This is a genomic window from Streptomyces sp. NBC_00328, from assembly GCF_036139655.1.
Taxonomy (GTDB): Bacteria; Actinomycetota; Actinomycetes; order Streptomycetales; family Streptomycetaceae; genus Streptomyces.
On sequence record NZ_CP108013.1, the window covers coordinates 1,480,950 to 1,503,454 of the forward strand.

Annotated in this window: 21 protein-coding genes and 2 pseudogenes; 13 read left to right on the forward strand and 10 right to left on the reverse strand. The window is 67.4% G+C overall.

The features are described from left to right. The first annotated feature begins 176 nt into the window (after positions 1 to 176). The 8 genes and pseudogenes from OG485_RS06260 to OG485_RS06300 all read left to right on the forward strand — a co-directional run bounded on the left by OG485_RS06260 (position 177) and on the right by OG485_RS06300 (position 7,406). Positions 177 to 848 carry a HemK2/MTQ2 family protein methyltransferase gene (locus OG485_RS06260; RefSeq protein WP_328664994.1) on the forward strand — a complete coding sequence of 224 codons (672 nt, stop codon included), beginning with the start codon at positions 177 to 179 and terminating at the stop codon, positions 846 to 848. Next, complete coding sequence (locus OG485_RS06265) at positions 796 to 1,041, forward strand: CDGSH iron-sulfur domain-containing protein (RefSeq protein ID WP_443048659.1); 246 nt, start codon at positions 796 to 798, stop codon at positions 1,039 to 1,041. The genes OG485_RS06260 and OG485_RS06265 overlap by 53 nt, the downstream gene beginning before the upstream one ends. Then, a complete protein-coding gene (locus OG485_RS06270; protein ID WP_328664996.1) occupies positions 1,038 to 2,036 on the forward strand; it encodes an iron-containing redox enzyme family protein in 999 nt (332 codons plus the stop codon). Before OG485_RS06265 ends, OG485_RS06270 begins: the two co-directional genes overlap by 4 nt. A 370-nt stretch (positions 2,037 to 2,406) precedes the next feature. Continuing rightward, positions 2,407 to 3,387: an endonuclease/exonuclease/phosphatase family protein gene (locus tag OG485_RS06275; RefSeq protein ID WP_443048660.1), complete on the forward strand. Its 981-nt coding sequence runs from the start codon at positions 2,407 to 2,409 to the stop codon at positions 3,385 to 3,387. Positions 3,388 to 3,493: 106 nt separating this feature from the next. Then, positions 3,494 to 4,534 carry a vWA domain-containing protein gene (locus OG485_RS06280; protein WP_328664997.1) on the forward strand — a complete coding sequence of 347 codons (1,041 nt, stop codon included), beginning with the start codon at positions 3,494 to 3,496 and terminating at the stop codon, positions 4,532 to 4,534. Positions 4,535 to 4,609: 75 nt separating this feature from the next. After that, positions 4,610 to 4,807, forward strand: a pseudogene (locus OG485_RS06285) (IS982 family transposase); the annotation flags it as partial. Positions 4,808 to 5,521: 714 nt separating this feature from the next. Next, a complete protein-coding gene (locus tag OG485_RS06295) occupies positions 5,522 to 6,676 on the forward strand; it encodes an MFS transporter (RefSeq protein ID WP_328664998.1) in 1,155 nt (384 codons plus the stop codon). Positions 6,677 to 6,710: 34 nt separating this feature from the next. Next, positions 6,711 to 7,406: a TetR/AcrR family transcriptional regulator gene (locus tag OG485_RS06300; protein WP_328664999.1), complete on the forward strand. Its 696-nt coding sequence runs from the start codon at positions 6,711 to 6,713 to the stop codon at positions 7,404 to 7,406. Between the two features lie 83 nt (positions 7,407 to 7,489). On the opposite strand, the gene OG485_RS43935 is transcribed toward OG485_RS06300, so the two are convergent. Beyond that, on the reverse strand, positions 7,490 to 7,795 hold the full coding sequence (locus OG485_RS43935; protein WP_443048661.1) for a response regulator transcription factor: 306 nt from the start codon (positions 7,793 to 7,795) through the stop codon (positions 7,490 to 7,492). Positions 7,796 to 9,098: 1,303 nt separating this feature from the next. Between OG485_RS43935 and OG485_RS06305 the strand changes: the two are divergent. Continuing rightward, positions 9,099 to 9,245, forward strand: a pseudogene (locus OG485_RS06305) (helix-turn-helix domain-containing protein); the annotation flags it as partial. 90 nt (positions 9,246 to 9,335) lie between these two features. Then, positions 9,336 to 10,022, forward strand: a complete 687-nt coding sequence (locus tag OG485_RS06310) for a LysR substrate-binding domain-containing protein (RefSeq protein WP_328674248.1) — start codon at positions 9,336 to 9,338, stop codon at positions 10,020 to 10,022. On the opposite strand, the gene OG485_RS43940 is transcribed toward OG485_RS06310, so the two are convergent. From OG485_RS43940 to OG485_RS06320, 3 genes are read right to left on the reverse strand one after another with little or no spacing between them, the layout of a single operon-like run. Next, positions 9,972 to 10,661: a TetR/AcrR family transcriptional regulator gene (locus tag OG485_RS43940; protein WP_443048662.1), complete on the reverse strand. Its 690-nt coding sequence runs from the start codon at positions 10,659 to 10,661 to the stop codon at positions 9,972 to 9,974. The genes OG485_RS06310 and OG485_RS43940 overlap by 51 nt on opposite strands. Next, positions 10,637 to 11,851, reverse strand: a complete 1,215-nt coding sequence (locus OG485_RS06315) for a chorismate mutase (protein ID WP_328665000.1) — start codon at positions 11,849 to 11,851, stop codon at positions 10,637 to 10,639. Before OG485_RS06315 ends, OG485_RS43940 begins: the two co-directional genes overlap by 25 nt. 1 nt (position 11,852) lies before the next feature. Then, on the reverse strand, positions 11,853 to 12,614 hold the full coding sequence (locus OG485_RS06320; RefSeq protein WP_328665001.1) for an AfsA-related hotdog domain-containing protein: 762 nt from the start codon (positions 12,612 to 12,614) through the stop codon (positions 11,853 to 11,855). A 503-nt stretch (positions 12,615 to 13,117) separates the two neighbouring features. Between OG485_RS06320 and pdhA the strand changes: the two genes are divergently transcribed. Genes pdhA through OG485_RS06335 form a run of 3 tightly spaced genes read left to right on the forward strand, consistent with a single transcriptional unit; the run spans position 13,118 to position 16,595 of the window. After that, complete coding sequence (gene pdhA, locus OG485_RS06325) at positions 13,118 to 14,248, forward strand: pyruvate dehydrogenase (acetyl-transferring) E1 component subunit alpha (protein WP_328665002.1); 1,131 nt, start codon at positions 13,118 to 13,120, stop codon at positions 14,246 to 14,248. Positions 14,249 to 14,256: 8 nt separating this feature from the next. Continuing rightward, complete coding sequence (locus OG485_RS06330; protein ID WP_328674249.1) at positions 14,257 to 15,297, forward strand: alpha-ketoacid dehydrogenase subunit beta; 1,041 nt, start codon at positions 14,257 to 14,259, stop codon at positions 15,295 to 15,297. Beyond that, on the forward strand, positions 15,294 to 16,595 hold the full coding sequence (locus tag OG485_RS06335) for a dihydrolipoamide acetyltransferase family protein (RefSeq protein ID WP_328665003.1): 1,302 nt from the start codon (positions 15,294 to 15,296) through the stop codon (positions 16,593 to 16,595). The genes OG485_RS06330 and OG485_RS06335 overlap by 4 nt, the downstream gene beginning before the upstream one ends. A 39-nt stretch (positions 16,596 to 16,634) precedes the next feature. Here the strand turns inward: OG485_RS06335 and OG485_RS06340 are convergent, their stop codons facing one another. From OG485_RS06340 to OG485_RS06365, 6 genes are all read right to left on the reverse strand, one after another. Beyond that, positions 16,635 to 17,120, reverse strand: coding sequence for a shikimate kinase (locus OG485_RS06340; protein ID WP_328674250.1), 486 nt, complete (start codon positions 17,118 to 17,120; stop codon positions 16,635 to 16,637). A gap of 38 nt (positions 17,121 to 17,158) precedes the next feature. Further along, positions 17,159 to 18,343 carry a chorismate synthase gene (gene aroC / locus OG485_RS06345; protein WP_328665004.1) on the reverse strand — a complete coding sequence of 395 codons (1,185 nt, stop codon included), beginning with the start codon at positions 18,341 to 18,343 and terminating at the stop codon, positions 17,159 to 17,161. Positions 18,344 to 18,476: 133 nt separating this feature from the next. Further along, entirely contained in the window at positions 18,477 to 19,046 is a 570-nt protein-coding gene (locus OG485_RS06350) for an acyltransferase (protein WP_328665005.1), read from the reverse strand. A gap of 64 nt (positions 19,047 to 19,110) precedes the next feature. Then, on the reverse strand, positions 19,111 to 20,319 hold the full coding sequence (locus OG485_RS06355; protein WP_328665006.1) for an FAD-dependent monooxygenase: 1,209 nt from the start codon (positions 20,317 to 20,319) through the stop codon (positions 19,111 to 19,113). A gap of 38 nt (positions 20,320 to 20,357) precedes the next feature. Beyond that, the gene (locus OG485_RS06360) at positions 20,358 to 20,906 is read right to left on the reverse strand and encodes a flavin reductase family protein (RefSeq protein ID WP_328665007.1); all 549 of its coding nucleotides are present in this window, start codon (positions 20,904 to 20,906) and stop codon (positions 20,358 to 20,360) included. A gap of 2 nt (positions 20,907 to 20,908) precedes the next feature. Beyond that, a complete protein-coding gene (locus OG485_RS06365; protein ID WP_328665008.1) occupies positions 20,909 to 22,495 on the reverse strand; it encodes a 4-hydroxyphenylacetate 3-hydroxylase N-terminal domain-containing protein in 1,587 nt (528 codons plus the stop codon). Positions 22,496 to 22,505: the final 10 nt, after the last annotated feature.

The window sequence follows — 22,505 nt, forward strand, 5'->3', positions numbered from 1 at the left end:
TCAGGCGCAAGTACCCCTCTCACCGACGATGATGCCGGTGGCCGCCGGACCGCCCCGGTGCTGGTCAGCGACGAAGGAGGGGAAGATCGCGTGTAGACCTCCGCTTGAGGGGCACTCAGGGCACAGAGTCGAATATATCGGCATCAATCAGACACGCCGAGATGTGGAAGTGCCCCATGGGGATGCCCGGCGAGGTCCCGCTCATCACGCCGCCCGGCGTCTACGCGCCTCAACAGGACACCGAGCTCCTGATGCACGCCTTGTCGCGGGAGCACGTGGGCCCCTCCACCGACGTGCTCGACCTGGGAACCGGCAGCGGGGCCCTTGCCCTGCGGGCCGCGAGACTGGGGGCGCGGGTGACGGCCGTCGACATCGACTGGCGCGCCGTACTCACGACGCGCCTGAACGCGCTCCTCGCACGGCGTCGTGTCATCGTTCGCCACGGCGATCTCACAGCGGCCGTACACGGACGGACGTACGACCTGGTGGTGAGCAATCCGCCCTACGTTCCCTCCCCCGCGCTCCGGATGCCGTCCCGGTCCCCGGAACGTGCTTGGGACGCCGGGCCGGACGGGCGTGTCATCGTGAACCGCGTCTGTGACGAGGCGCCCGCCGCTCTGCGCGCGGGTGGCGTACTGCTGCTCGTCCACTCCGCCCTGTGCGGGACGCGGCCGACGCTGCGGCGGCTCGCCCGCGCGGGCTTCGAGGCGGCGGTCACCGATCGCGCCTTCGTCCCCTTCGGCCCCGTGCTGAACTCACGCCGGACTTGGCTGCGACACCAGGGGCTGGTCACCGATGAGAACGACAACCGGGAAGAGCTGGTGGTCATCCGTGCCTGGCAAGCCTGAGCGACCGCGCCGCGTCACCGTGAACCGCGAGGGCCCTCTTCTCGTCGAGGGTCCGGTCGAGGTGGTGCTGGAGGACGGCACGGTCGTGGCTTCCCGCCGTTTCCGGGCGGCGATCTGCATCTGCCGGCGCAGTCGGACCTATCCCTGGTGCGACACCAGTCACCGACGTCGGGAGAGGCGGGAAACGACGTGAGAGGCCCCCTCCTTCCGACCCCGCGGGGCGGGATATCGCGCTCTCTCGTCTCGACCCTGCGCTACGGCACCCCGCTGCCCGCGCTCCCGCACGGCCTGGAGGACGCCGATCCGTACGGTGACGACGTACAGCTCACTCTCTACACGCTGTACGAACTCCACTACCGGGGCTTCGCCGAGGTGAGCGACGAACGAGAGTGGGACCCCGGACTGCTGGCCCTGCGCCGGTCTCTGGAACTGCGCTTCCTGAAGGCCCTGCGCGACGATGTGACCGCCGAACCGCATGCCGACGACGCCCTCGAAGCCCTGCTGCTCGAACCGGTCGGCCACGACGAAGCCGGCGTCAGTCATTTCCTCGAACGCGACGGCGAACTGTGGCAACTGCGGGAGTACGCCGCCCTGCGCTCCCTGTACCACCTCAAGGAGGCCGATCCGCACGCCTGGGTCCTCCCACGCCTGTACGGCCGCGCCAAGGCGGCCATGGTGGCGGTCGAGTTCGACGAGTTCGGTGCCGGCCGCGAGGAGGACGTCCATGCCCGGCTCTTCGCGGACCTCATGGCCGACCTCGGCCTGCACACGGACTACGGCCACTACGTCGACGCGGCCCCCACCGAAGCGGTCACCACGGTCAATCTCATGTCCCTGCTGGGCCTGCACCGAGCCCTTCGGGGCGCTCTGGTCGGACACTTCGCCGCAGTGGAAATCGCCTCCTCGCCGGGGTCCAGACGCCTGGCCGCCGCTCTACGCAGGGTCGGGGCGGGCAAGGCGGCGCAGCGCTTCTACGACGAGCACGTCGAGGCCGACGCCGTCCACGAGCAAGTGGTACGCCGGGACGTCGTCGGCGGTCTGCTGGCGAGCGAACCCGAACTCGAGCCCGACGTCGCCTTCGGCGTCCGGGTCACCGGCTTCCTCGAAGACCGGCTGGCGGCCCACCTGTTGGCCGCGTGGCGGCAGCGCCGCAGTGCGCTGCGGATTCCACTCGGCCCGGACGGCTGAGCGACGCTCGGCGCGGACGGACGACCGGCGCAGGAGGCCGGACGCGTCGTCCGGTCAGCACCGCCGGTCGAGCCGGCGCCGTGCGGGGCCGAGCGAACGGCCCCGCCGGAACGCGTCGGGCCGGCTGACCCGTACGATGCGGCCGCCGGCCTTGAATTCCCGGGATTCGGCCGATGCCGGACTCATGTGCTTCCCGGGCCGCCGCCGCCGAAGGAGCCACGCGATTTTCGACGCAGGTCGGGTTCATGGGCGACGAGCACCCCGTCCCATGAGTTGAATACGGGTCTCGCTGCGAAGAGCAGAACCGGATGCACCAGGCGCTCGTCCTGGAGGGCAAGAGCAGGAGCAAGAGCCGTGCGGATGGGAAGCCATGAGTGAGCGGGACCCCGGTGCGGCGGCGAAGACGGCGGCGCGCCGCGATCGGTCGTCCTGGACCCGGGGGCGAGTGCTCGCCGCGTTGGCGGTATTCACCGCGGTGCTGGTGACGTTCCATCGGCTGGTCCCGAACACCCCCGGGCACCTGGGCAGTCTGCTGGAATCGTTCCTGCCCTGGTCCGGCCTGGTGATCGTGGTGCTGCTCGGCCTGGCGCTGCTGCGCCGCTCCGCGCTCGCGCTCGTGGCCCTCCTGCTGCCGACGGCGGCCTGGACATACCTTTTCGGCGGGTTGCTGCTGCCCGGGGCACAGCCAGGCGCGCACGACCTGGTCGTCGTGCAGCACAACGCCGGCGACGAGAACACCGACCCCGCGGGCACAGCCCGCTCCCTGGCCGACGCCGAGCCCGACCTCATCGCCCTGGAGGAGCTGTTGCCCGCGGCGCTGCCGGTCTACGAAAGAACGCTCGCCCCGCGCTATCCGTACCACGCGGTGGTGGGGACCGTCGGACTGTGGTCACGACACCCGCTCACCGATGTTCAGAAGGTGCGCATCAAACCCCCTGAGATCACAGAACCCTGGAGCCGCGGGCTACGGGGCGTGGTCCACACCCGACACCGTGACATCGCGGTCTACGTCGCGCACCTGCCCTCGGTCCGTATCCACGCAACCGGCCTCGCCTCCGCCTGGCGCGACGAAAGCGCCGGCCTGCTGGGCAAGGCCGTCACCGCCGAGAAACTGCGCACGGTAATACTCCTCGGCGACCTCAACAGCACGGTGGGCGACCGCGGGCTGACCCCGCTGTCCTCACAGATGAACGTGCCGGCACGGGGATTCGCCTTCAGTTTCCCCGCCGCCTTCCCACTGGCCCGGATCGACCAGATCATGACCCGCTCGGCCACCGTCAGCCATATTCGCACCCTGCCCGCTACTGGCAGCGACCATCTGCCGGTCATCGCCCGGATCACCTTGGACTGAGGGCATCCCCGGGACAACGCGCTTTCCCCGCAGTGTCGGGCCAAGATCGATTGTCAGTGGTGGGTGAGACGGTAGGGGTATCGAGTCGGAACGAGGGGGAGCTGCCATGGCCGGTAGTCAGAACTACATCAATCACGTTGCCCTTGTGCTGGATGCCAGTTCGTCCATGTCGCATCTGAGCCGCAAGGTTGTCGAGGTCGCCGACCAGCAGATTGCGTATCTTGCCCGCCGGTCGAGGGAGCTGGACCAGGAAACCCGTGTCACGGTGTACGTCTTCGCGGACAAGGTGGAGTGCGTCATCTATGACAAGGACGTGCTGCGGATGCCGTCGCTGAAGCAGTTGTACCGGGTCGGTGGAATGACGGCTCTGCTCGCAGCCGCACTGAAGTCACAGCAGGAGCTGGCACAGACGGCCCAACTGTACGGCGACCACAGCTTCCTGACGTTCGTCCTCACGGACGGGCAGGAGAACGCGAGTCATCGCTGTCCGGATGCGCCTGCCAGGGATCCGCGTGAACTGGTCAAGGCCGTGGCCGAGATGATCGCGACGCAGGAGGACAACTGGACGCTGGCCGTCCTCGTGCCGGACCAGATGGGCAAGCGCGAAGCCATGCAGTGCGGTTTCCCGCGGGACAACATCGCCGTATGGGACGCCACGAGCACACAGGGGCTGGAGGAAGCCGGACAGGTCATCCGGGAGGCCACCGAGAAATTCATGGTGGGCCGCACCCAGGGCATCCGGGGGTCGCGGGCAGTGTTCTCCGTGGGCGCGGAGGCAGTCAACAAGGACACCATCAAGGCGGCCGGCCTCGCTGCGGTGGATCCGTCGGGGTACCGGCTGATCCCGGTGACCCGTGACGCGGCGATACGGGACTGGGTCGTCGAATGCGGGCACACCTACCGTACCGGTGGCGCGTTCTACCAGCTGAGCAAGCCCGAGAAGATCCAGGCACGGAAGCAGATCGCGGTGCTGGAGAAGAAGACGGACCGGGTGTACTCGGGACCCGAGGCCCGAGCCCTGCTCGGCCTGCCGGACGTGGAAGTGCGCGTCAAGCCCGACCACAACGACGACTTCACGATCTTCGTGCAGAGCACCAGTGTGAACCGGAAGCTCGTACCGAACACGCGACTGCTGCTCATGCTCTGACACCTTGAGCGTGATGTCCGCAAGCGATCCGCGGCGGATCGCCCAGGATCTTCATCAAGCCGGTGCGCGCAGTGTGTGAAGACAGACCTGGACACCCTCGCGACAGCACTCCATGCCCGCATCGACGACGAGTTGAAGGCTTCGCCATGGTTGGCCCCGTGGCGGCCTGTCGGCGGGATCGCATCTACGCTCAGTGACGCCGAACTGGTCACGCCAGCGGTCATGTCCGCGCTGCTCGGTCACACGTCCGAGCGGCGCCGACTGCGCCGCGCCGAGGCCCTCGCCGTCAGCGAGGGCACGGTCAGCAAGCACTCCGGCTCCGTCCTGACCGAACTCGACCTGCCCTTGCCGGACTCGACGAGCCGCCGGGTCCTCTCGGTGCCGGCCCACCTGCGGGGATCGGGCACGCGACAAGGCCGACGGGCCGCCCGCCGCGCACGAAGCCCATCAGACGAGCCACCCGCACCGGGTGGCCGGCGCCCCCAGCCGGAATCGACCGTGCGCCCCGAGCCTGTTCACCAGCTCAGCGGTGATCCGCCGGCCAGCGCCTCCGGCGACGAGGGCGACACGACGGCCTTCCTCCAGCAGGCGCATGAGCTGGGCATGCGGGCCTTCGGCTTCGATGCCGCGCAGCCGCGGGACATGGTGGCGCCGAATGACGCGGTCCACGGACCGGCAGAAGCGAGTGACGGTCCGCGACACGGTGCACGAGAGCGCCTTGCCGGTCACGTTCCGCTCGGCGACCAAGTGATCTTCAGGCACGTGAGGCGGCCCGGGCCGGGCGACCGCGTACGCAGCGAGAGCCATTGAATAGACGCGACGACTAGTCTAGTCTCACTGATTAGACGCAACGGTAAGTCTCGCCTTGTCCTCCCGTTGCTCCATCTGCATCCACACTCACGAGAGGCCACTTCAGTGGGGAACTCGACCGTCCGCGCCGTCGACCAGACAGGCCCAAGCGCGAGGGTCCGCGGTAGCAGCCTCGCCGTGTTCAGCGTGGCCTTCGCCTTCTGGATCACCATGGCGGGCACCACGGCGCCCACACCGCTCTACCCGCTCTACGGCGACGCGTTCGGTTTCACGCCGTTCACCGTCACCGTGATCTTCGCCGTCTACGCCCTCGGAGTCGTGGTCGGCCTGCTCGCGTTCGGGCGGCTGTCCGACCAGGTGGGACGCCGACCCGTCCTGATCGCCGCGACCTTGCTGTCCGTATGCGCTGCCGTGGTCTTCATCCTGGCCCAGAACCTCGCGGCGCTGCTCGTCGCGCGGGTCGTCTCCGGCTTCTCCGCAGCGCTCGTCACCGGCGCGGCCACCGCCTCGCTCGCCGAACGACTCGGCCAGAACAGCCGGGTCAAGCCCGCCACCCTCGCGCTGTTCGCGAACATGGGCGGCCTCGCGTGCGGTACCTTACTGGCGGGCATCCTGGCGGATCTCGCGCCGTCTCCGCTCCGTGCGCCCTGGGTCGTCATGCTCGTCCTCGCCGCCATCGGCCTGCTCGGCATCGTGGTGAGCGGCGAGAGCTCGGATCACCGGTCCAGCTTTTCCCTCCGGTTCCAGCCCCTGCACATTCCCGGAGAGATTCGGTCGGACTTCCTGCGCTCGGCCATGGCGGGGGGCGCAGGATTCGCCGTGCTCGGAGTTCTGACCGCCGTGACGGGTCTGTTCCTGGGGACCGTGCTGAACGAGTCCAGCCACACACTGACCGGGCTCGTGGTCTTCCTGGCCTTCGCCTGCACCGCCCTCGGCCAGCTCCTGGTCCGCACACTCAAGCCCGGCACCGCGCTGCCCGTGGCATGCATCGGTCTGATCGCCGCCGCCGCCCTGATCGCGGTGGCCATGGCCACCAGCACCCTGCCGCCCTTGCTCATCGGAGCCGCCGTGAACGGCCTTGCGACAGGAATCGCCGTGGGTCACGGCATCGGCAGCATCACCACGCGCAGTGCTCCGCAGCACCGGGGCGCGTCCGTCTCCACGTTCTTCGCCATCCTGTACTCGATGCTCGCGGTGCCCGCCATCGGTGTCGGCGTCCTGATCCGCCAGACCAGCCTGCGCCCCGCGGGCGAGACGTTCAGCGCAGCGGTGGCCGCGCTCGCCCTCGGCGTGCTGCTGAGCCTGGTCCGCCCCGCCAAGAAGGCCGCTTGAGCCGGTCCGCACACCACATCCCGGTGAACCGGCTGTGCCAGAATCGTGGAAACGTACTACTCGAAAGGCTGAAGGAACCATCAGCACCACGCGGAAGCCACAACCGGCCTGCGACCAGCACCCCGTCGTCAGCCGAACCGGTCCTCGACGCAGCGAGAGCGTCCGGGTCGCAGTACTCCATGCCGCGGACGACCTCCTGGTCGAGCGGGGGTTCGCCGCCCTGACCATCGAGGGCATCGCCCAGCGCGCGGGCGTGGCCAAGCAGACGATCTACCGCTGGTGGAAGTCGAAGGTCGACATCCTCCTTGACACACTCACCGACGACGCCCGCGAGGCACTTGAGTGGCGTACAGGAGAAGGCAGCCCCGAGGACGACCTCAAGGACCATCTGCAGCGTGTGGCCGACTTCTTCCAGGAGCCGGCCGGCCAGGTGATGCAGGCTCTCCTCGGACATGCCCAACTGGACAAGGAAACCGCCGCCTCGCTACGCGGCGGTTTCCTGCTGGAACAGCGCGAGCGCGATATCGCCGGTCTGCGCGTGCTCCTCGCGCGTGCCCAGGACCACACAGTCGACGACCGGACCGTCGACCACCTCGTGGATCTGCTGCTCGGTCCCCTGTACTACCGGGTCCTCGTGTTCGGCAAGCCGATCGACAAGGAACTCGTGGACACCACGGCCCGGCTCGTACTCACTCTGGCCAGAGAGTCCGCCTCTCCTGAAGCCGGCTGAATCACAGTCCCGCCGACAAGCGGGTGAAGGTCGCATGAGAGTGGCCCCCGACAGTCACGTCGGGGGCCACTCTCATGCGACCGTCAATGCAGGCTTATGCAGCCGCTCCGAATTCCCGCAACGACAGCCTCGGTACGCGAAGTGGCGCCCAGCTTGATGAAAATCGAATGCAGGTGGACCTTTACGGTACATTCAGAAATACCGAGAACCCTGCCGACCATCCGGTTGGAATATCCTTCTTTGATCCCGTTTAAAACTTGCCGCTCCCTGGGTGTCAGCATGGAGACGAACTGCTCGCCATCCTGTCCAGATCCCCCGTTTTCAAGATCCAGATCAGAAGAAACTCCCCCGGAAATCGTACGGGATATGCGAGGTCCCCCAAGAGACATATGCTCCCCCTGTCACGCAACGACAATCGTCCACCAAGACCACGCACGCGAGCCCCGTTGCCCGCAGTGTCACTTCGTCAACCATTACACTTTGCGGAATCATTGTATAGGAAAAATTCAAGTAGACAGGTTAAACGTGGGTTACGTCACGCGCAGTGGTTGCGCATTTAATCAATTCCCAAATCTGATTGTTCGGCAGCTGTCGAGCGAGCGGCGCGAACCCATCCGCCAGAGACGCGCCGGCGAATCAGTGGTTACCCTTGATAAAATATATTTCACACAGAAGGTACTGGATTAACCTGCACCGGCCACGTAGGATGAGGAACGGAATCCATCTGGAAATGCCACTTATTTTCCCCCACGGGTAGGTGAGCCGATCGAGAACGGCGAAAGAAGTACTAGATTCACCTGGCCGGACGCCTGCATTCCTCTTGCGGTGCCTGCCCTTTTCATTCGTCCGGGCAGCCCCTCTCGCCGCTGCTCACCTTCTCTTCTCCGCCTGCGGTAATGTCATCGACCTGCCGTGACTCAGCCCTGTACGCGGCCTGCGGCTCACGAACAGGGCCATAGAATGAGCACAACAATTTTTGCGTGGAAGTCGACGCCGTTATCCACATCCCCGCGAAGATGAATTCCGGGACGCTCCGGATAAAACATATTCCGGTAGGTGCTGTATACCCCGAGAAGGCATCGGCCGAATGCCGCACACGTTCTTTCGCGCAATGCGCACGCATGCGGGATTCGAATTCTGAACAGATCTGCGACACAGGGATACCTGGAGGCGACTGGGGTCGGCGAGAATAGGCAAGTCATCGACGGTGAATTCGAATTCTGCCAAGCGTGTTCCTCGTCCCACAATGCGTGCCGGGACTCTCGGCATCGCCGTGTCCTTCATATCTACGTACTCGGCCTTTCTCCTCGACGGCCGGCACTTGATGAATGAGAAGGACTGTCCAGTGGTGCGGGCGGGTCTGCGCACACCGGTCACGGACCGCTCATAGCGGTCGGCACCGGGCCAACGATTTCGGGACGGCTCCACAGGAAGGCAGACATCAGGCTCCACTCTGATTGGTGTCCAACACTCCAGTGCAGCGATGGCGGCACACATCTCCGCCCATGTGCGCGAAGCATTCAGTGCGGGAATGGCCGAATCCTCGCGTGCGACAGGGATCATTCTGTTCTTTGCCTTCCTCCTGGCCATAACATTCCTGCGCCCGCCGACCGGAAGGCACAACAATTCTCAGGAGAGGCATTGACTGAAACCGACGTCGGCAGTCCAGGACACGACGACTGGACCGAGGAGATGTCCACTCCGCCGGCACCTCACGTGGATATACGGCTGCTGCCTGCTCTGGACGCCTTGCTGCTGGAGGGCAGCGTGACTGGTGCGGCCGCACGTCTGTCGCTCTCTCCACCCGCCATGAGCCGTGCCCTGTCCAGGATCCGACATGCTCTCGGCGATCCTGTCCTGGTCCGGGCCGGCCGCGGGCTGGTCCCCACCCCCAGAGCACTGGAGCTTCAGCCCAAGGTCCGCGCTCTCATGCGCGAGGCCGAGGAGATCCTCACCCCGTCCTATCAGGAGGACCTCACCCAGGTCAGCCGGACGCTCACCATCATCGCGGACGAGGCCTACGCCGCAGTGCTCTCGCCGGCCCTGCTGCGTCAAGCGATCCTGGAAGTGCCCCTTGCCCGCTTCATGTTCACCGTCGAGAGCACCCATGGCAACGCACCGCTACGGGAAGGTGCCGTGGACATCGAAGTCGGCATCATCGACGAGCCCTCGCCGGAACTGCGCATTGAGCCGCTTTTCAAGGACGGCTTCGTGGGCGTGGTCCGAATCGGTCATCCTCTCCTCGCCGACGCCGTGACCGCCAAGGCGTTCGCTGCAGCACGACATGTCAGCGTTTCACGCAAGGGCCGCTTGACCGGACCGATCGACGTCGCGTTGCACGAATTCGGGCTGCGCAGGGAAGTCATCGCCTCCGTGCCCAACTACGGGGAGGCGCTTTTGATGCTCCCCTTGACCGACTTCGTCACGGCGATGCCCCGCTCCCTCGCCATCAGCGCACAGAAGTCCGTGGGTATCGAGGTGTTCGACCTTCCGGTCGAGACGGACCCCATCAGCATCTGCCAGGCGTGGCATCCTCGGCACGAGACCGAACCGGTGCATGTCTGGCTACGACAAGCCATACGGTCCGCGCTCACGCGGACCCCGTCCGCGGCCTGACACCGTTCCAGCGGTGTGTCCCGGCGTTCGCCCCGGCCTCAGCCCGTCGAGCAGAGCGTCGACTGCCGGATACGAGGGTAAAACCGGTTCGCCCGGAAGGCAGTTGGGTCCCACTATGGCTCCGAGGAGCAGTCTTCCGACGAGCCGGGGCTCGATGTCGTCCCGTACGTGGCCTTCCGCGATCGCCTGCTCCAGCAGTTCCGTCAACCGGCAGAACACCGATTCACGGCATACGGAATCCCGGTGGTCCTCGTCCGGGTGGCCGCCCGTTCCCCAAAGAAGGGCGTGTCCGGCCGGGTCGGCCGCCGCCACGTCCGCCAGACCACGCAACAGCCCGGCGAGCCTGTCCACACTCCGGCCACCCCCTGCCGCGCCGGTGCCCAGCAACGAGAACAGGGCCCCCCGCATGGGCCCTGTGGCGGCGCACAGCAACTCCGCCTTGCTCTGCACGTGTCGATACACGGCAGCCTTGGTCACACCGACGTGATCGGCTATGTCACTCATGCTCGTGGCGTCGTAGCCCCGTGCGTGGAACAAGGCCGTCGCGGCCGCGAGAACTCTCTCGCGACCGCGACGGAGGCCAGACGGCGACTGTGCCGTCTTCGATGGCGGACTCACTGTGGGACCCGCCCCCGGCACATCTCGAGTACGGCGTCCGCGACCTCGCTTCCGCCCTTACCGAGGGTCTCGGTGTACCGGCCCCGTATCGTGTGCTCGCGCCCGGAGTCCACACGTGAGCCGCCACCGCCTGTGCGGAGACGCTGGATCTCCCTGGATGCCTCCAACCGCTGTTGCAGCGTGCCGATGAGCGAATGGTCCAGGGCGTCGATCTGTTCCCTCAACTGGGCGATGTCCCCCGACGCGGGTTCTCTCGATGCATCAGCTCCTGTGATGCCCTTGGGATGCACTGTCCTGCTCCGTTCAGACGGGTAGATCACGGAAGGTGCCGAGGCGTACGACCCCATCGATCTCAGCCCCGGCAGGCTCAGTTGCAGGAGACCGACGGCGCGCGCGGTCGCCTTCTGATGAATACGGCCCGGGCAGTCGACGAAGAGAACGCTGCTGTCCGAGCCGTAGCGGACAACGCTCAGGGAAACCCCGTGCAGAAATCGGTGACTCTTCAACTCACCCAGAAATTTCTCCAGTTGGCTCGGCCGACCCGCTATGCGACCGATCAGCGACGTCCGGCCGGCCGCATCTGGATCCGGAACCCTCAGCGTGCCGCGGCGCGCGCAGAGCAGGAATCGCGTGGCGGCACCAGCGGCGTCCTGTATCCCCGTGGCGGTGGGCTCCAGGCCGTAGCGCGCGGCAGCGAACTCTCCGGCCACCGCGGCGTCGCATTCGCCGTCCCTGACACTGCGCGCCCCCTCGGCATTGGAGGGCGCGGGAATCCAACGAGCTTGTGGCACATGGTTGTTCAGCCATCGACGCACCTGCGTCCGCGCATGAGGATGACCGCTCACCGTCCGGACCTGCGACAGCGGCGTCCCCGGACGCGCCAGAAGGGCGAACTCGACACCGAGCACGACTTCCCTCACCACGATCAGTGACGGTGATTCGACCAGCGCGCACAGCGTGTCCGGGACCATGCCGGCCACCGTGTTGTGTACCGGCAGCATCGTGGCGTCGGCGACTCCACGACACACATACGCCAGGGCCTCCGAAGCCGTGGCGGCCGACAGCAGCCGAGAACCCCTGGCCTCCTGGATCGAGTACAGGGCCTGCTCGGTGAAGGTTCCCTCCGGTCCCAGGTAGGCGAATCTCCGGTCACTGCCGGAGAGTTCCCCATCGACAGGAGGTACCTCCGCGCCCGGTATCGGCAGCTTCATGTCAGCCGGTCGCGAGAGCCGCGTCCACCGCACTCGCCACGGCACTCTTGGCTCGCCGCAGCTCCTTGTCCTCCAGCAGACCCGGGGCGAAGGCCGCCGCGTCGATGGTCACCCCGGCGGCGACGCGCCCCGCCTGCTCCACTTCCACCGTCGTACGAATGGTGAGCCGGCTGGGCTCCGACAGGTCGGACTCGTCCAGCGTCAACCGCAAGACGGCACCCACGGGGAAGAGGAAGTTCGAGAACGTGGTGTTCATGGAGTTGAGCACGATGTAGTAACGCTGCTGTGGCCAGCGTGCCGTGAAGTAGCGCTCGATCACCGCGAGGAACATCTGCCGAGCCGCCTCGACCGCCACCATGCCCTGCACGTGCACCCGGTCCTGGACATCGACCAGGAGCTCATTGTGGTCGTGCAACCGCAGTTGAGCCTCGTACGTACTGTCGTCGATCTGCGTGAGGCCGGCGACCAGAACGTTGTCCTCGCGTGCCTTGTGCAGTTCCTGCCGGCGTGCGGGCTCTCCGGTGGAGTGCACCAGCACGACGTGCTCGTCCAACTGGCGGCGGGTGATCGCGTCGCGGAGGTAGGAGACCTCGAACTCCCCGACGCCCTGTCCGGTGACCACACGTACCGGGCCCTGGAGCGCATCCAGGTCACCCGCATCGAGTGAGCGGGCCAGGCCCGAGAAGGTCTCGGCGCCGACGGCCTCGGCGAAGTCGCGGAACCGGTCGCCGACGACGAGTCGGGAGGTGGCTGCACTGCTCATGGATCTCCTCCTGGCTGGGTGAAGCCGCAACCACGCACCGTCGCGGCCGAGTTCATTCAGCGTGAAGTCCTCAAATCGCCGTCGGTAGTCGCCAGTTGGGAGTAGGGCCGGCTGTCTAGTCCCGGAGTTCTAGTGTCCTGCGCCTCGGATCCGTCGGCAGAAGCAGCTGTTCCAGCGTGGCGACCACCACCGCTTCCGCCTGATCGACGCTGATGGTGGGCGGCCGGCCCGGCCGGGGCTCGTCGGCCGGACCGTCCAGCCGCTCGGCGATCGCCGGCACGTCCCCCGAAGCCCGGCTTCTTGAGGTCAGGTTCGGTGACCCCTCGGGGGCGAGAGGGCCGGAGGGTAGAGCCGAGGTACTAGCCGTATCGGCCGACTGCCGCCGCTTCCTCCCACCACGAATGCTGGTGCGGGGACGTCGGCCCCCCGGCCACCGGCATGCGCTCGCAGACGTGCGCTCGGGAACCGGCGATCCCACTACCCGGCCGAAGGAGCTCATCCGTATGACAGTTCTTGATCCGCCAGGTGTCCGCGAGACGGGTGTGACGGCGATGCTGCCTTCCTCGGAACCTCTGAGCCTCATCGCCGACGCGTCCGGCACGGAGTCCCTCGACGACTCTGTCCTGCTCGAGTTGTACCGGCAACTGGTCCGGGGCCGCCGATACAACCTTCAGGCGACCGCACTGACCAAGCAGGGCCGCCTGGCGGTCTACCCGTCGACCACGGGTCAGGAAGCCTGCCAGGCGGGCGCCGTCCTCGCCCTGGAACGCCAGGACTGGATCTTCCCCACCTACCGGGACACCATGGCCCTGCTGGTACGGGGTGTAGACCCTGTGGATGTGCTGACGCTCCTGCGAGGCGACTGGCACAACGGCTACGACCCGCGCGCCCACCGCATAGCCCCCTTGAGCACCCCACTGGCGACGCAGACGCCGCACGCGGTGGGGCTGGCGCACGCCGCCACGCTGTGCGGGGATGACCTGGTCGTTCTCGCGATGATCGGTGACGGAGGCACCAGCGAGGGCGACTTCCACGAGGCGATGAACTTCGCCGCCGTCTACAGGGCCCCCGTCGTCTTCCTTGTACAGAACAACGGCTACGCGATCTCCGTCCCTCTCAGCAAACAGTCCGCTGCTCCCAGCCTCGCCCACAAGGCGATCGGCTACGGCATGCCGGGCGTCCTGGTCGACGGAAACGACGCGGCTGCCGTTTACCACCAAGTGCGCCAGGCCGCGGAGCACGCCCGCGCAGGCGGCGGGCCGACCCTCATCGAGGCGGTGACGTACCGCATCGACGCACACACGAACGCCGATGACGCCACCCGTTACCGTGACCCGGCCGAAGTCGAGTTCTGGCGCCGGCGAGACCCGGTCACCCGCATGGAACAGCATCTTCGGGAGCGAGGCCTCCTGGATGACGCGTCGGCGGAGCGGATCCGGAAGGAAGCCGAAGACATGGCGGAGGACCTGCGCGATCGGCTCGGCACGGATCCGTCCCCCGCCGCTCTGGACCTGTTCGACCATGTATACGCCCGGCCGACCCCTCAGCTGGACGAGCAACGCTCCATGCTGATGCAGGAGTTGGATGCCTTGCGAAGGACGAACAGCGGCGGCGTCGAGGAGGCCGGTCAGTGACTGTCACCATGGATCCGACCACCGCCCGGACCACCGGCACCGCCTCGGCCATCGAGCAGGCGACGATGTCCAAGGCGCTCAACCGGGCACTCCACGACGCCTTGGCCGACGATGACCGAGTCCATCTGATGGGTGAGGACATCGGCACGCTGGGCGGCGTGTTCCGTGTCACCGACGGACTGGCCGCGAAATTCGGCGACAACAGGGTCACCGATACTCCGCTCGCCGAGGCAGGCATCCTGGGCACCGCCGTCGGCATGGCCATGTACGGGCTGCGTCCCGTGGTGGAGATGCAGTTCGACGCCTTCGCCTATCCCGCCTTCGAGCAACTCGTGAGCCACGTCGCGAAGATGCGCAACCGTACCCGCGGAGCTCTGCCCATGCCTGTGACCATCCGCATCCCCTACGGCGGTGGCATCGGCGGCGTGGAGCATCACAGCGATGCCTCAGAGGCGTACTACACGCACACACCGGGCCTCCACGTCGTCGCGCCGGCGACCGTCGCCGACGCGTACGGCCTGCTGCGCACGGCCATCGCCTCGGACGACCCCGTCATCTTCCTGGAGCCCAAGCGTCTGTACTGGACCAAGGGCGAGATGGACCGCTCGGCGGCGTTGCCCGCGCTGGGCGAGGCAGCCGTACGACGCACCGGGTCGTCGGCCACCCTCATCACCTACGGCCCTTCTCTGCCGGTGTGCCTGGACGCCGCTGAGGCGGCGCAGGCCGAGGGCTGGGACCTCGAAGTCCTGGACCTTCGCAGTCTGGTGCCCTTCGACGACGCGGCCGTGTGCGCGAGTGTCAGGCGCACCGGACGAGCCGTCGTCGTCCACGAGGCCCAGGGATTCGCCGGATTCGGCGCCGAGGTCGCCGCCCGTGTCTCCGAGCGCTGCTTCCATTACCTGGAGGCGCCCGTGCTGCGGGTCACCGGATTCGACATTCCCTATCCGCCTCCCATGCTGGAGCACCACCACCTGCCCGACGTCGACCGCATCCTGGACGCCGTCGCACGTCTGCAGTGGGAGGGCAACGCTCGGGGAGAGGACATATGACCGGCGACGTCAGGGAATTCGTCCTCCCCGACCTCGGCGAGGGTCTCACCGAGGCAGAAATCGTCCGGTGGCTGGTCCGGGTCGGGGACCGCGTCTCCGTCGACCAGCCTGTGGTGGAGGTGGAGACGGCGAAGGCCGTGGTCGAAGTGCCATGCCCGTACGCCGGAGTCGTTACCCGCCTGTGGGGGCGGGAAGGCGAAAGCCTGGACGTCGGCCGGCCGCTTGTGTCGATCGGCGGGAAACAGGATGCGTCGCCCGAGGCCGCGACCACGGCTTCGGAGGGCTCGGGAAACGTACTGGTCGGCTACGGCACTTCCGCATCTGCGGCTCGTCGGCGGCGGGTCCTCCTTCCGTCTCCCCGTGCGGCGGCGGCCGCGACTGTCGAGGCGAAGGAGCCCCCGACCGGGCCCGTTCGCGTGATCTCCCCGCTGGTGAGGAGACTCGCCAGAGAGCACAGCATCGACCTGCGCGCGGTGCGCGGCAGTGGCCCCGGTGGGCTGATACTCCGCAAGGACGTCGAGCGGACCAACCGGGTTTCGTACGGGGATGCTTCGCAGCCGCAGACCTCTCCCGCTCCCTCCGGGGAACCGGCGGTGTGTCCTACGCGGCAGGCCGTACGCATCCCCTTGAGGGGAGCCCGGCGCGCCATCGCGGACAAACTGACACGGAGCCATCTGGAGATCCCTGACGCGACGACATGGGTCGATGTGGACGCCACACGGCTCCTGGACATCAGACAGCAGTTGTCGGCGTCGGGCAACGCCAAGATCTCCCTCTTCGCCCTCCTCGCACGCATCTGCGTGGCCGGGCTCGCTCAGTACCCAGAACTCAACGCGACGATGGACAACAGCAGCCAGGAGATCGTTCGACTCCCGTCGGTCCACCTCGGATTCGCCGCACAGACGGAGCGCGGCCTGTTCGTACCCGTCATCAGGAACGCACAGGGGATGAGACTTCCGGAGCTGTCCGCCGAAATCGCCCGTCTCACCACCAGCGCACGCGAGGGAACGCTGGCCCCCGCAGACCTGTCCGGGGGGACCTTCACGCTGAACAACTACGGGGTCTTCGGTGTCGACGGATCCACCCCGATCATCAATCACCCGGAAGCGGCGATGCTCGGCGTGGGTCGTATCCTGCCCCGTCCATGGGTCGTCGACGGTGAGCTCGCGATCCGCCAGATGTGCCAGCTGTCTTTCACCTTCGACCATCGCGTGTGCGACGGCGGGGCAGCGGGCGGATTCCTCCGCCTCGTCGCGGATCTGATCGAGCAGCCGTTCTCGCTGCTTCGAATGCTGTGAGATCCGGAAGTTCCGGCCCTCCTGCCCCGCTCGTGGTGTTCACCACGAGCGGGGCAGGAGGATTGCGTCGAGGACCACCTGGGCGACCTCGTCGGGTGTGCGGCCGTCGGTGGCCACGACCACCCGGGCCACCTCGGTGTACAGATGGCGGCGCGCGTCCATCAGCTCCCGCCACCGCTTGTGCGGGTCGACCGCAAGCAGTGGGCGCGCCACGTTCAGACCGGTGCGCTTGACCGCCTCCTCGACGTCCATCGACAGATGGACGACCGGGCGCGTGGTCAACAGCTCACGGGTGTCGGCGTCCAGGACCGCGCCGCCGCCCAGGGCCAGGATCCCGTCGTGCTCGGCCAGCGCGGCGGCGACGGCGGCCTTCTCCAGGTACCTGAAGTGTGCCTCGCCCTCGTCGACGAAGATGTCCGCGATCGCCCGGCCCTGCGCGGTGACGATGTCATCGTCGGTATCCCGGTACGCGCAGCCGAGCCGCTCGGCGAGCAGTCCGCCCACCGTCGACTTGCCCACCCCCATCGGGCCGATCAGGACGACCCGCGGCCCGCCGGAACCGCTCACCGGATCCGTAGGTTGTCGAGGTACGAGGTCACGTTTCGCCGGGTCTCCGGCACGCTGTCACCGCCGAACTTCTCCGCGACGGCGTCCGCCAGTACCAGAGCGACCATGGCCTCGGCGACGATCCCGGCGGCCGGCACCGCGCACACGTCCGAGCGCTGGTGGTGCGCCTTGGCCGCCTCGCCGGTGGCCACATCGATCGTGGCCAGCGCGCGCGGCACGGTGGCGATCGGCTTCATCGCCGCCCGCACCCGCAGCAGCTCACCCGTGGTCAGCCCGCCCTCCGTGCCACCCGAGCGCCCCGAAGCGCGCTTCACACCGTCCTCGGTGGCCAGGATCTCGTCGTGCGCCTTCGAGCCCGGCACCCGCGCCAACTCGAATCCGTCGCCGACCTCGACTCCCTTGATGGCCTGGATCCCCATCAGCGCACCGGCCAGCCGGGCATCCAGTCTGCGGTCCCAGTGCACATGTGAACCAAGACCGACCGGCACCCCGTAGGCAAGCACTTCCACGACACCCCCGAGGGTGTCACCGTCTTCGTGGGCCCGGTCGATCTCGGTGACCATCGCCTTGCCGGCGTCCGCGTCCAGGCAGCGCGCCGGGTCCGCGTCCAGCGCAGGCACATCGGAGGGTTTGGGATAGACCCCGTACGGCGCCTTCGCGGCGGCCAGCTCCACCACATGGGAGACGATCTCGATCCCCACGGCCTCCTTCAGGTACGACCGCGCGATCGCACCCAGCGCGACCCGGGCTGCGGTCTCCCTCGCGGAGGCCCGCTCCAGAATCGGCCGCGCCTCGTCGAAGCCGTACTTCTGCATGCCCGCCAGGTCCGCGTGACCGGGCCGGGGCCGGGTCAGCGGCGCATTGCGGGCGAGGTCCGTGAGCACGGCCGGGTCCACCGGGTCGGCCGCCATGACCTGCTCCCACTTCGGCCACTCGGTGTTGCCCACCATGACCGCCACCGGGGAGCCCAAGGTCAGCCCGTGCCGGACACCACCGAGGAAGGTGACCTCGTCCCGCTCGAACCTCATCCGCGCCCCGCGCCCGTATCCGAGGCGCCGCCGTGCCAGTTGGTCCGCCACCATCTCCGTGGTGATCGGCACGCCGGCGGGAAGTCCCTCCAGCGTCGCGACGAGCGCGGGTCCGTGCGACTCCCCCGCGGTCAGCCAGCGCAGCCTACCCATGATCGCTGGGTTCCCTTCGTCGACTTGCAGATGCTCAGCGGCAGTTCAGACTTCGGAGTGGGCGTGCTGGGCGCCCTGCCGGATCAGAGTCGCGCGACAGGGCTCGGCACATACATCTCCCGCTACCCCGGCCTCAGCGGGCGCGGAATTCGTGCAGAGTGACGTGCTCGGGTTCGGCGGGGGCCGTGTTGCCGGCAGCGACGCGCTCGGTCGCGGCCTCCGTCGGACGAAGCCCGTCGAGGCAGCGTTGCGCCAGCTTCTGGTACTGGCTGGTGCCGTTGCCCTTCCAGGCGATCTCGTCCGCGGTGAGCTCCCGGATGACCCTGGCCGGACTTCCCGTCACGAGGTGCCGTTCCGGTACATGGAAACCGCTCTTGACGAAGCTGCCCGCGCCGACGAACGCCTGGTTCCCCACTACTACGCCGTCCATCAGCACGGCCTTGATGCCGATGAGGCTGTCCCGGCCCACCCTGCTCCCGTGCAACACGCTGCCGTGCCCCACATGGCCGTCCTCCTCGACGACCGTGTCGGCCCCGGGGAAACAGTGCAGGACACAGCTGTCCTGCACGTTGGAACCCGCTCGCATCTCGATGTTCCCGAAGTCACCTCGCAGACTCGCGAGGGGACCGACGTAGCACCCTGGTCCGACGACGACCGAACCGATCAGGACGGCGTCCGGATGGACGAAGGCCGTGGGGTGCACGACAGGTATGTTTCCTTCGAAGGAATAAATCCTTGCCATGGTTTTCCTCACCGTTCGTCGACTGTCAGACCGGAGCCGGAGCCGAGGGAGACCGCAACTGGCCGAGGGCGTCGTGCCCGTGGATCCAGGCGACGTCGTCGGGCAGCGAGGCCAACCGGATATTGCGCGCCTGTGCTTCGGGCCCGTCGGGCAGCTGGAAGCAGTCGGCGTTCTTACGGGAGCCGGCCTGCAACAGACGGGTGCGCGGCCGCCGCAGCTGCTCGTACGTACGCAGGGCTGCCGTGACCCCGTCGGCATCCGCACCGCCGAGGACGTGGGCGAGGACCACCGCGTCCTCCAGCGACTGGTTCGCGCCCTGGCCGTGGTGCGGCAGCATCGCGTGGGCGGCGTCACCGAGCAGCGTCACCGGCCCCGAACTCCACGTCCGCTGCGGTTCCCGGTCGTACAGGGCCCAGCGTCCGGGCCGCTCACAGGCCGCCAGAATGTCGGTGACGAACGGATGCCACCCGGCGAAGGCCGCCAGCAGCTCGGCCGTATCTCCCTCCGTGGACCAGGACTCGACCGTCCAGTCGTGATCGGGAACGACAGCCAGGAAGTTCAGGGCGCTCCCACCCGCCACGGGATAGGCGATGAAGTGTCTGCCGGGGCCGAGCCACAGCCACAGGACCGGCTCGGCGAGCTGAGGCACGTGACGCAGACGTTCCATGGGAATCAGGGCTCGGTACCCACTGGTGCCCGAGAACACGGCGGCCTCGGGGCCGAAGACGCTGTGACGCACCACCGAATGGATACCGTCGGCCCCGATCACCGCGTCGGCTTCCGACTCGGTGCCGTCGGCGAAACGGATCACGGCCCCGTGATCCGTACTCTCGACCTCGGTGCAGCGCGCCCCCAGACGCACGTGCCCCATGCCCAGCCGGGCCAGGAGCGCCTGCTGAACGGCTGCCCGCTCCACGGTCCAGAAGGGGGCCTCGAACCGTTCCTCGTACGCTCCGGCCAGGGGGTGCGACACCATGCGCCGCCCCGTATTCCAATGCCGGAAGTCGGCGCGCAGGGGTTCGACCGCCGATCCCTTCAGGCTCTCGGCGACTCCCAGCTCCCGGAACACCCTGTGGCCGTTCGCTCCGACAGCGATACCGGCCCCTTGGTGTGCCACCTCCGTCGACTGCTCGTGGACAACCACCTCGATGCCCCGCTGCCGTAGTCCGATGGCTGCGGCCAGACCGCCGATGCCGCCACCCACGACCGCCACGTACGGACGCCTCCGGGCCATGGTGCCTCCTCTCGTGTTCGCTGCTGGGGATCTGCTGGTCACTTCGGCGGCGCGACTCCGGTGAAACTGCCGCGGTGGAAGACCAACGGGTCGTCGTCGCGGGACGCCGCGCCAAGAACACGTCCGACGACGAGCACGTGGTCACCCAGCCTCTGGGTCAGGTGCAGATCGCATTCGAGGGTTCCGGGGCCGTCGGGCAGGACCAGGCACCCGGTCCGCGGGCCGACGACCCATTCCGCGGCCTCCTCCACCGGAGGACGCTCTGCGGCAGGTGTCGTGAGGACGCCGACCAGCGAACGCGACCGGTTCCCCATGAAGGAGACGGCCCACTGACCTGTCGTCCGCACGCGTTCCAGAAAGGTGGAATCGCCACGCAGACACATCGACACGAGCGGTGGGTCGAGCGACACCGACGTGAACGAGTTCACGGCGATGGCGTCGTGGCAGGGGCCGGACGGGCCGTCGAAGCGCGTCGAGACCGCGCACACGCCGGTCACGAACTGCCCTAAAATATGCCTCAGTCGGCTCTTGTCGAGAACATCGGTGGCTCCGGGCGGCGCGGTGGAGCCGGCCGGAGCCACGGGCATCGTCACCGTGTGGCCTCGGCCACCGACGCCGCGCTCAACGCACCGGTACCGACGACGGTGATGTCCTCGGGGTTGATGAGGTCCGGGACCTTCCAACCGTTCTCGTCGTACTCGGACAGGCACTGGTCGACGAGTTGCTTGTACTGGTCGAACTTGCCCGAGGCCTGCTGGGCGTGGAGTGCTTCGAAGCGGATCTGCTCGTGGTTGCCCGCGTAGTTCATTTCGTACAGTTCCCACCGGGCGCCGAACTCCGTCCCGACGGCATCCCAAGCCAGCTTCATGAGCTTGACCCGGTCGATCGCCTCGACGCCCAGACCGCGGACGTACTTGTCCAGGTAGGGACGGACTTCGGGGTCCGACCAGTCACGGGCGTGAGAGTTGTTGTAGATCAGGGCACTGCCCAGATCCCGCAGGAAGATCTCGCGGACCTTGGGGAAGATGGAGGAGGAGAGGACGCGGAAGGCCAGCGCCGTCTCACCGTTCGGAGTGACGGTTCCGTCGGACCACTTGGTCGGGTTCTCCGTCATGGAGTCCACCAGGGCCCAGAACATGTTGCGATAGGCGAGTACCTCACCGAGGCGGCTCTGCACGCCGCGGAACTCCGAAGTCCCCGTTGTTTCCAGCCCCTTGGCGAGCAGACCGGTCATGAAGTCCATCTTCACCGCGAAGCGGACGCAGGCGTGGAACATGGCCCGGTAGAAGAACCCCGAGCCGTAGAAGAAGTTGTTCGCCTTGTCCACGTCGTAGCAGAAGACGTTCTCCCACGGAATGAGTACCTGGTCGAATACCAGGATTCCGTCGTTCTCGTCGAAGCGGCTGCTCAACGGCTGGTCGAAGGGGCTGCTGACCGTGGCCGCGGAAAATTCGTACGACGGCCGGGAGATCACCTTCAGGCCCGGGCTGTTGGTCGGCACGATGAAGTACGCGGAGAAGTCCTTGGCCCCGTCCGGAATACGCCCGTAGCTCCCGATGAAGATGTGCTGAGCCACCGCCGCACCCGTGCCCACCACCTTGGCTCCGGAGACAACGAGGCCGGCGTCCGTCTCCCGGTCCACCGTCAGCATCACGTCCCTGAGTTCGGTGAGCCCGCGGTTACGGTCTATCGGCGGGTTGACGATGCCGTGGCCGATGAACAGGACGTTCTCCTGCGCCTTGCGGTACCAGGTGGACGCGTTGTCCTCGAACGGCGCGTAGTGCTCCTTGTTGGATCCGAGGGTGGACAGGAAGGCGGCCTTGAAATCCGGGGTGCGGCCGAGCCAGCCGTACGTCATCCGCGCCCACTCCTCCATGGCGCGCGCGGAAGCCTTCAAGTCCCCCGAGGTGTAGGGCGCCTTGAAGTAGGGGTGGGTGAACCCTCCGTTGCCGGTGTCCGTGGGAACGACAAGCTTGCTGTTGCGCTCGGGGTCATGCAGCGCGTCGTACAGCCGGGCCACCATGCGGGCGTTGTTCCGGAAGGCGGGATGAGTGGTCACATCCTCCACCCGCTCGCCGTAGATCCTCACTTCCCGGCCGTCACGGAGACTCTGCAGATACTCGTCCCCGGTCTGCGGACGAGTTACGGTCCCGGGCGGGTTGGTGGTGCTGCTCATGGAGGAATCA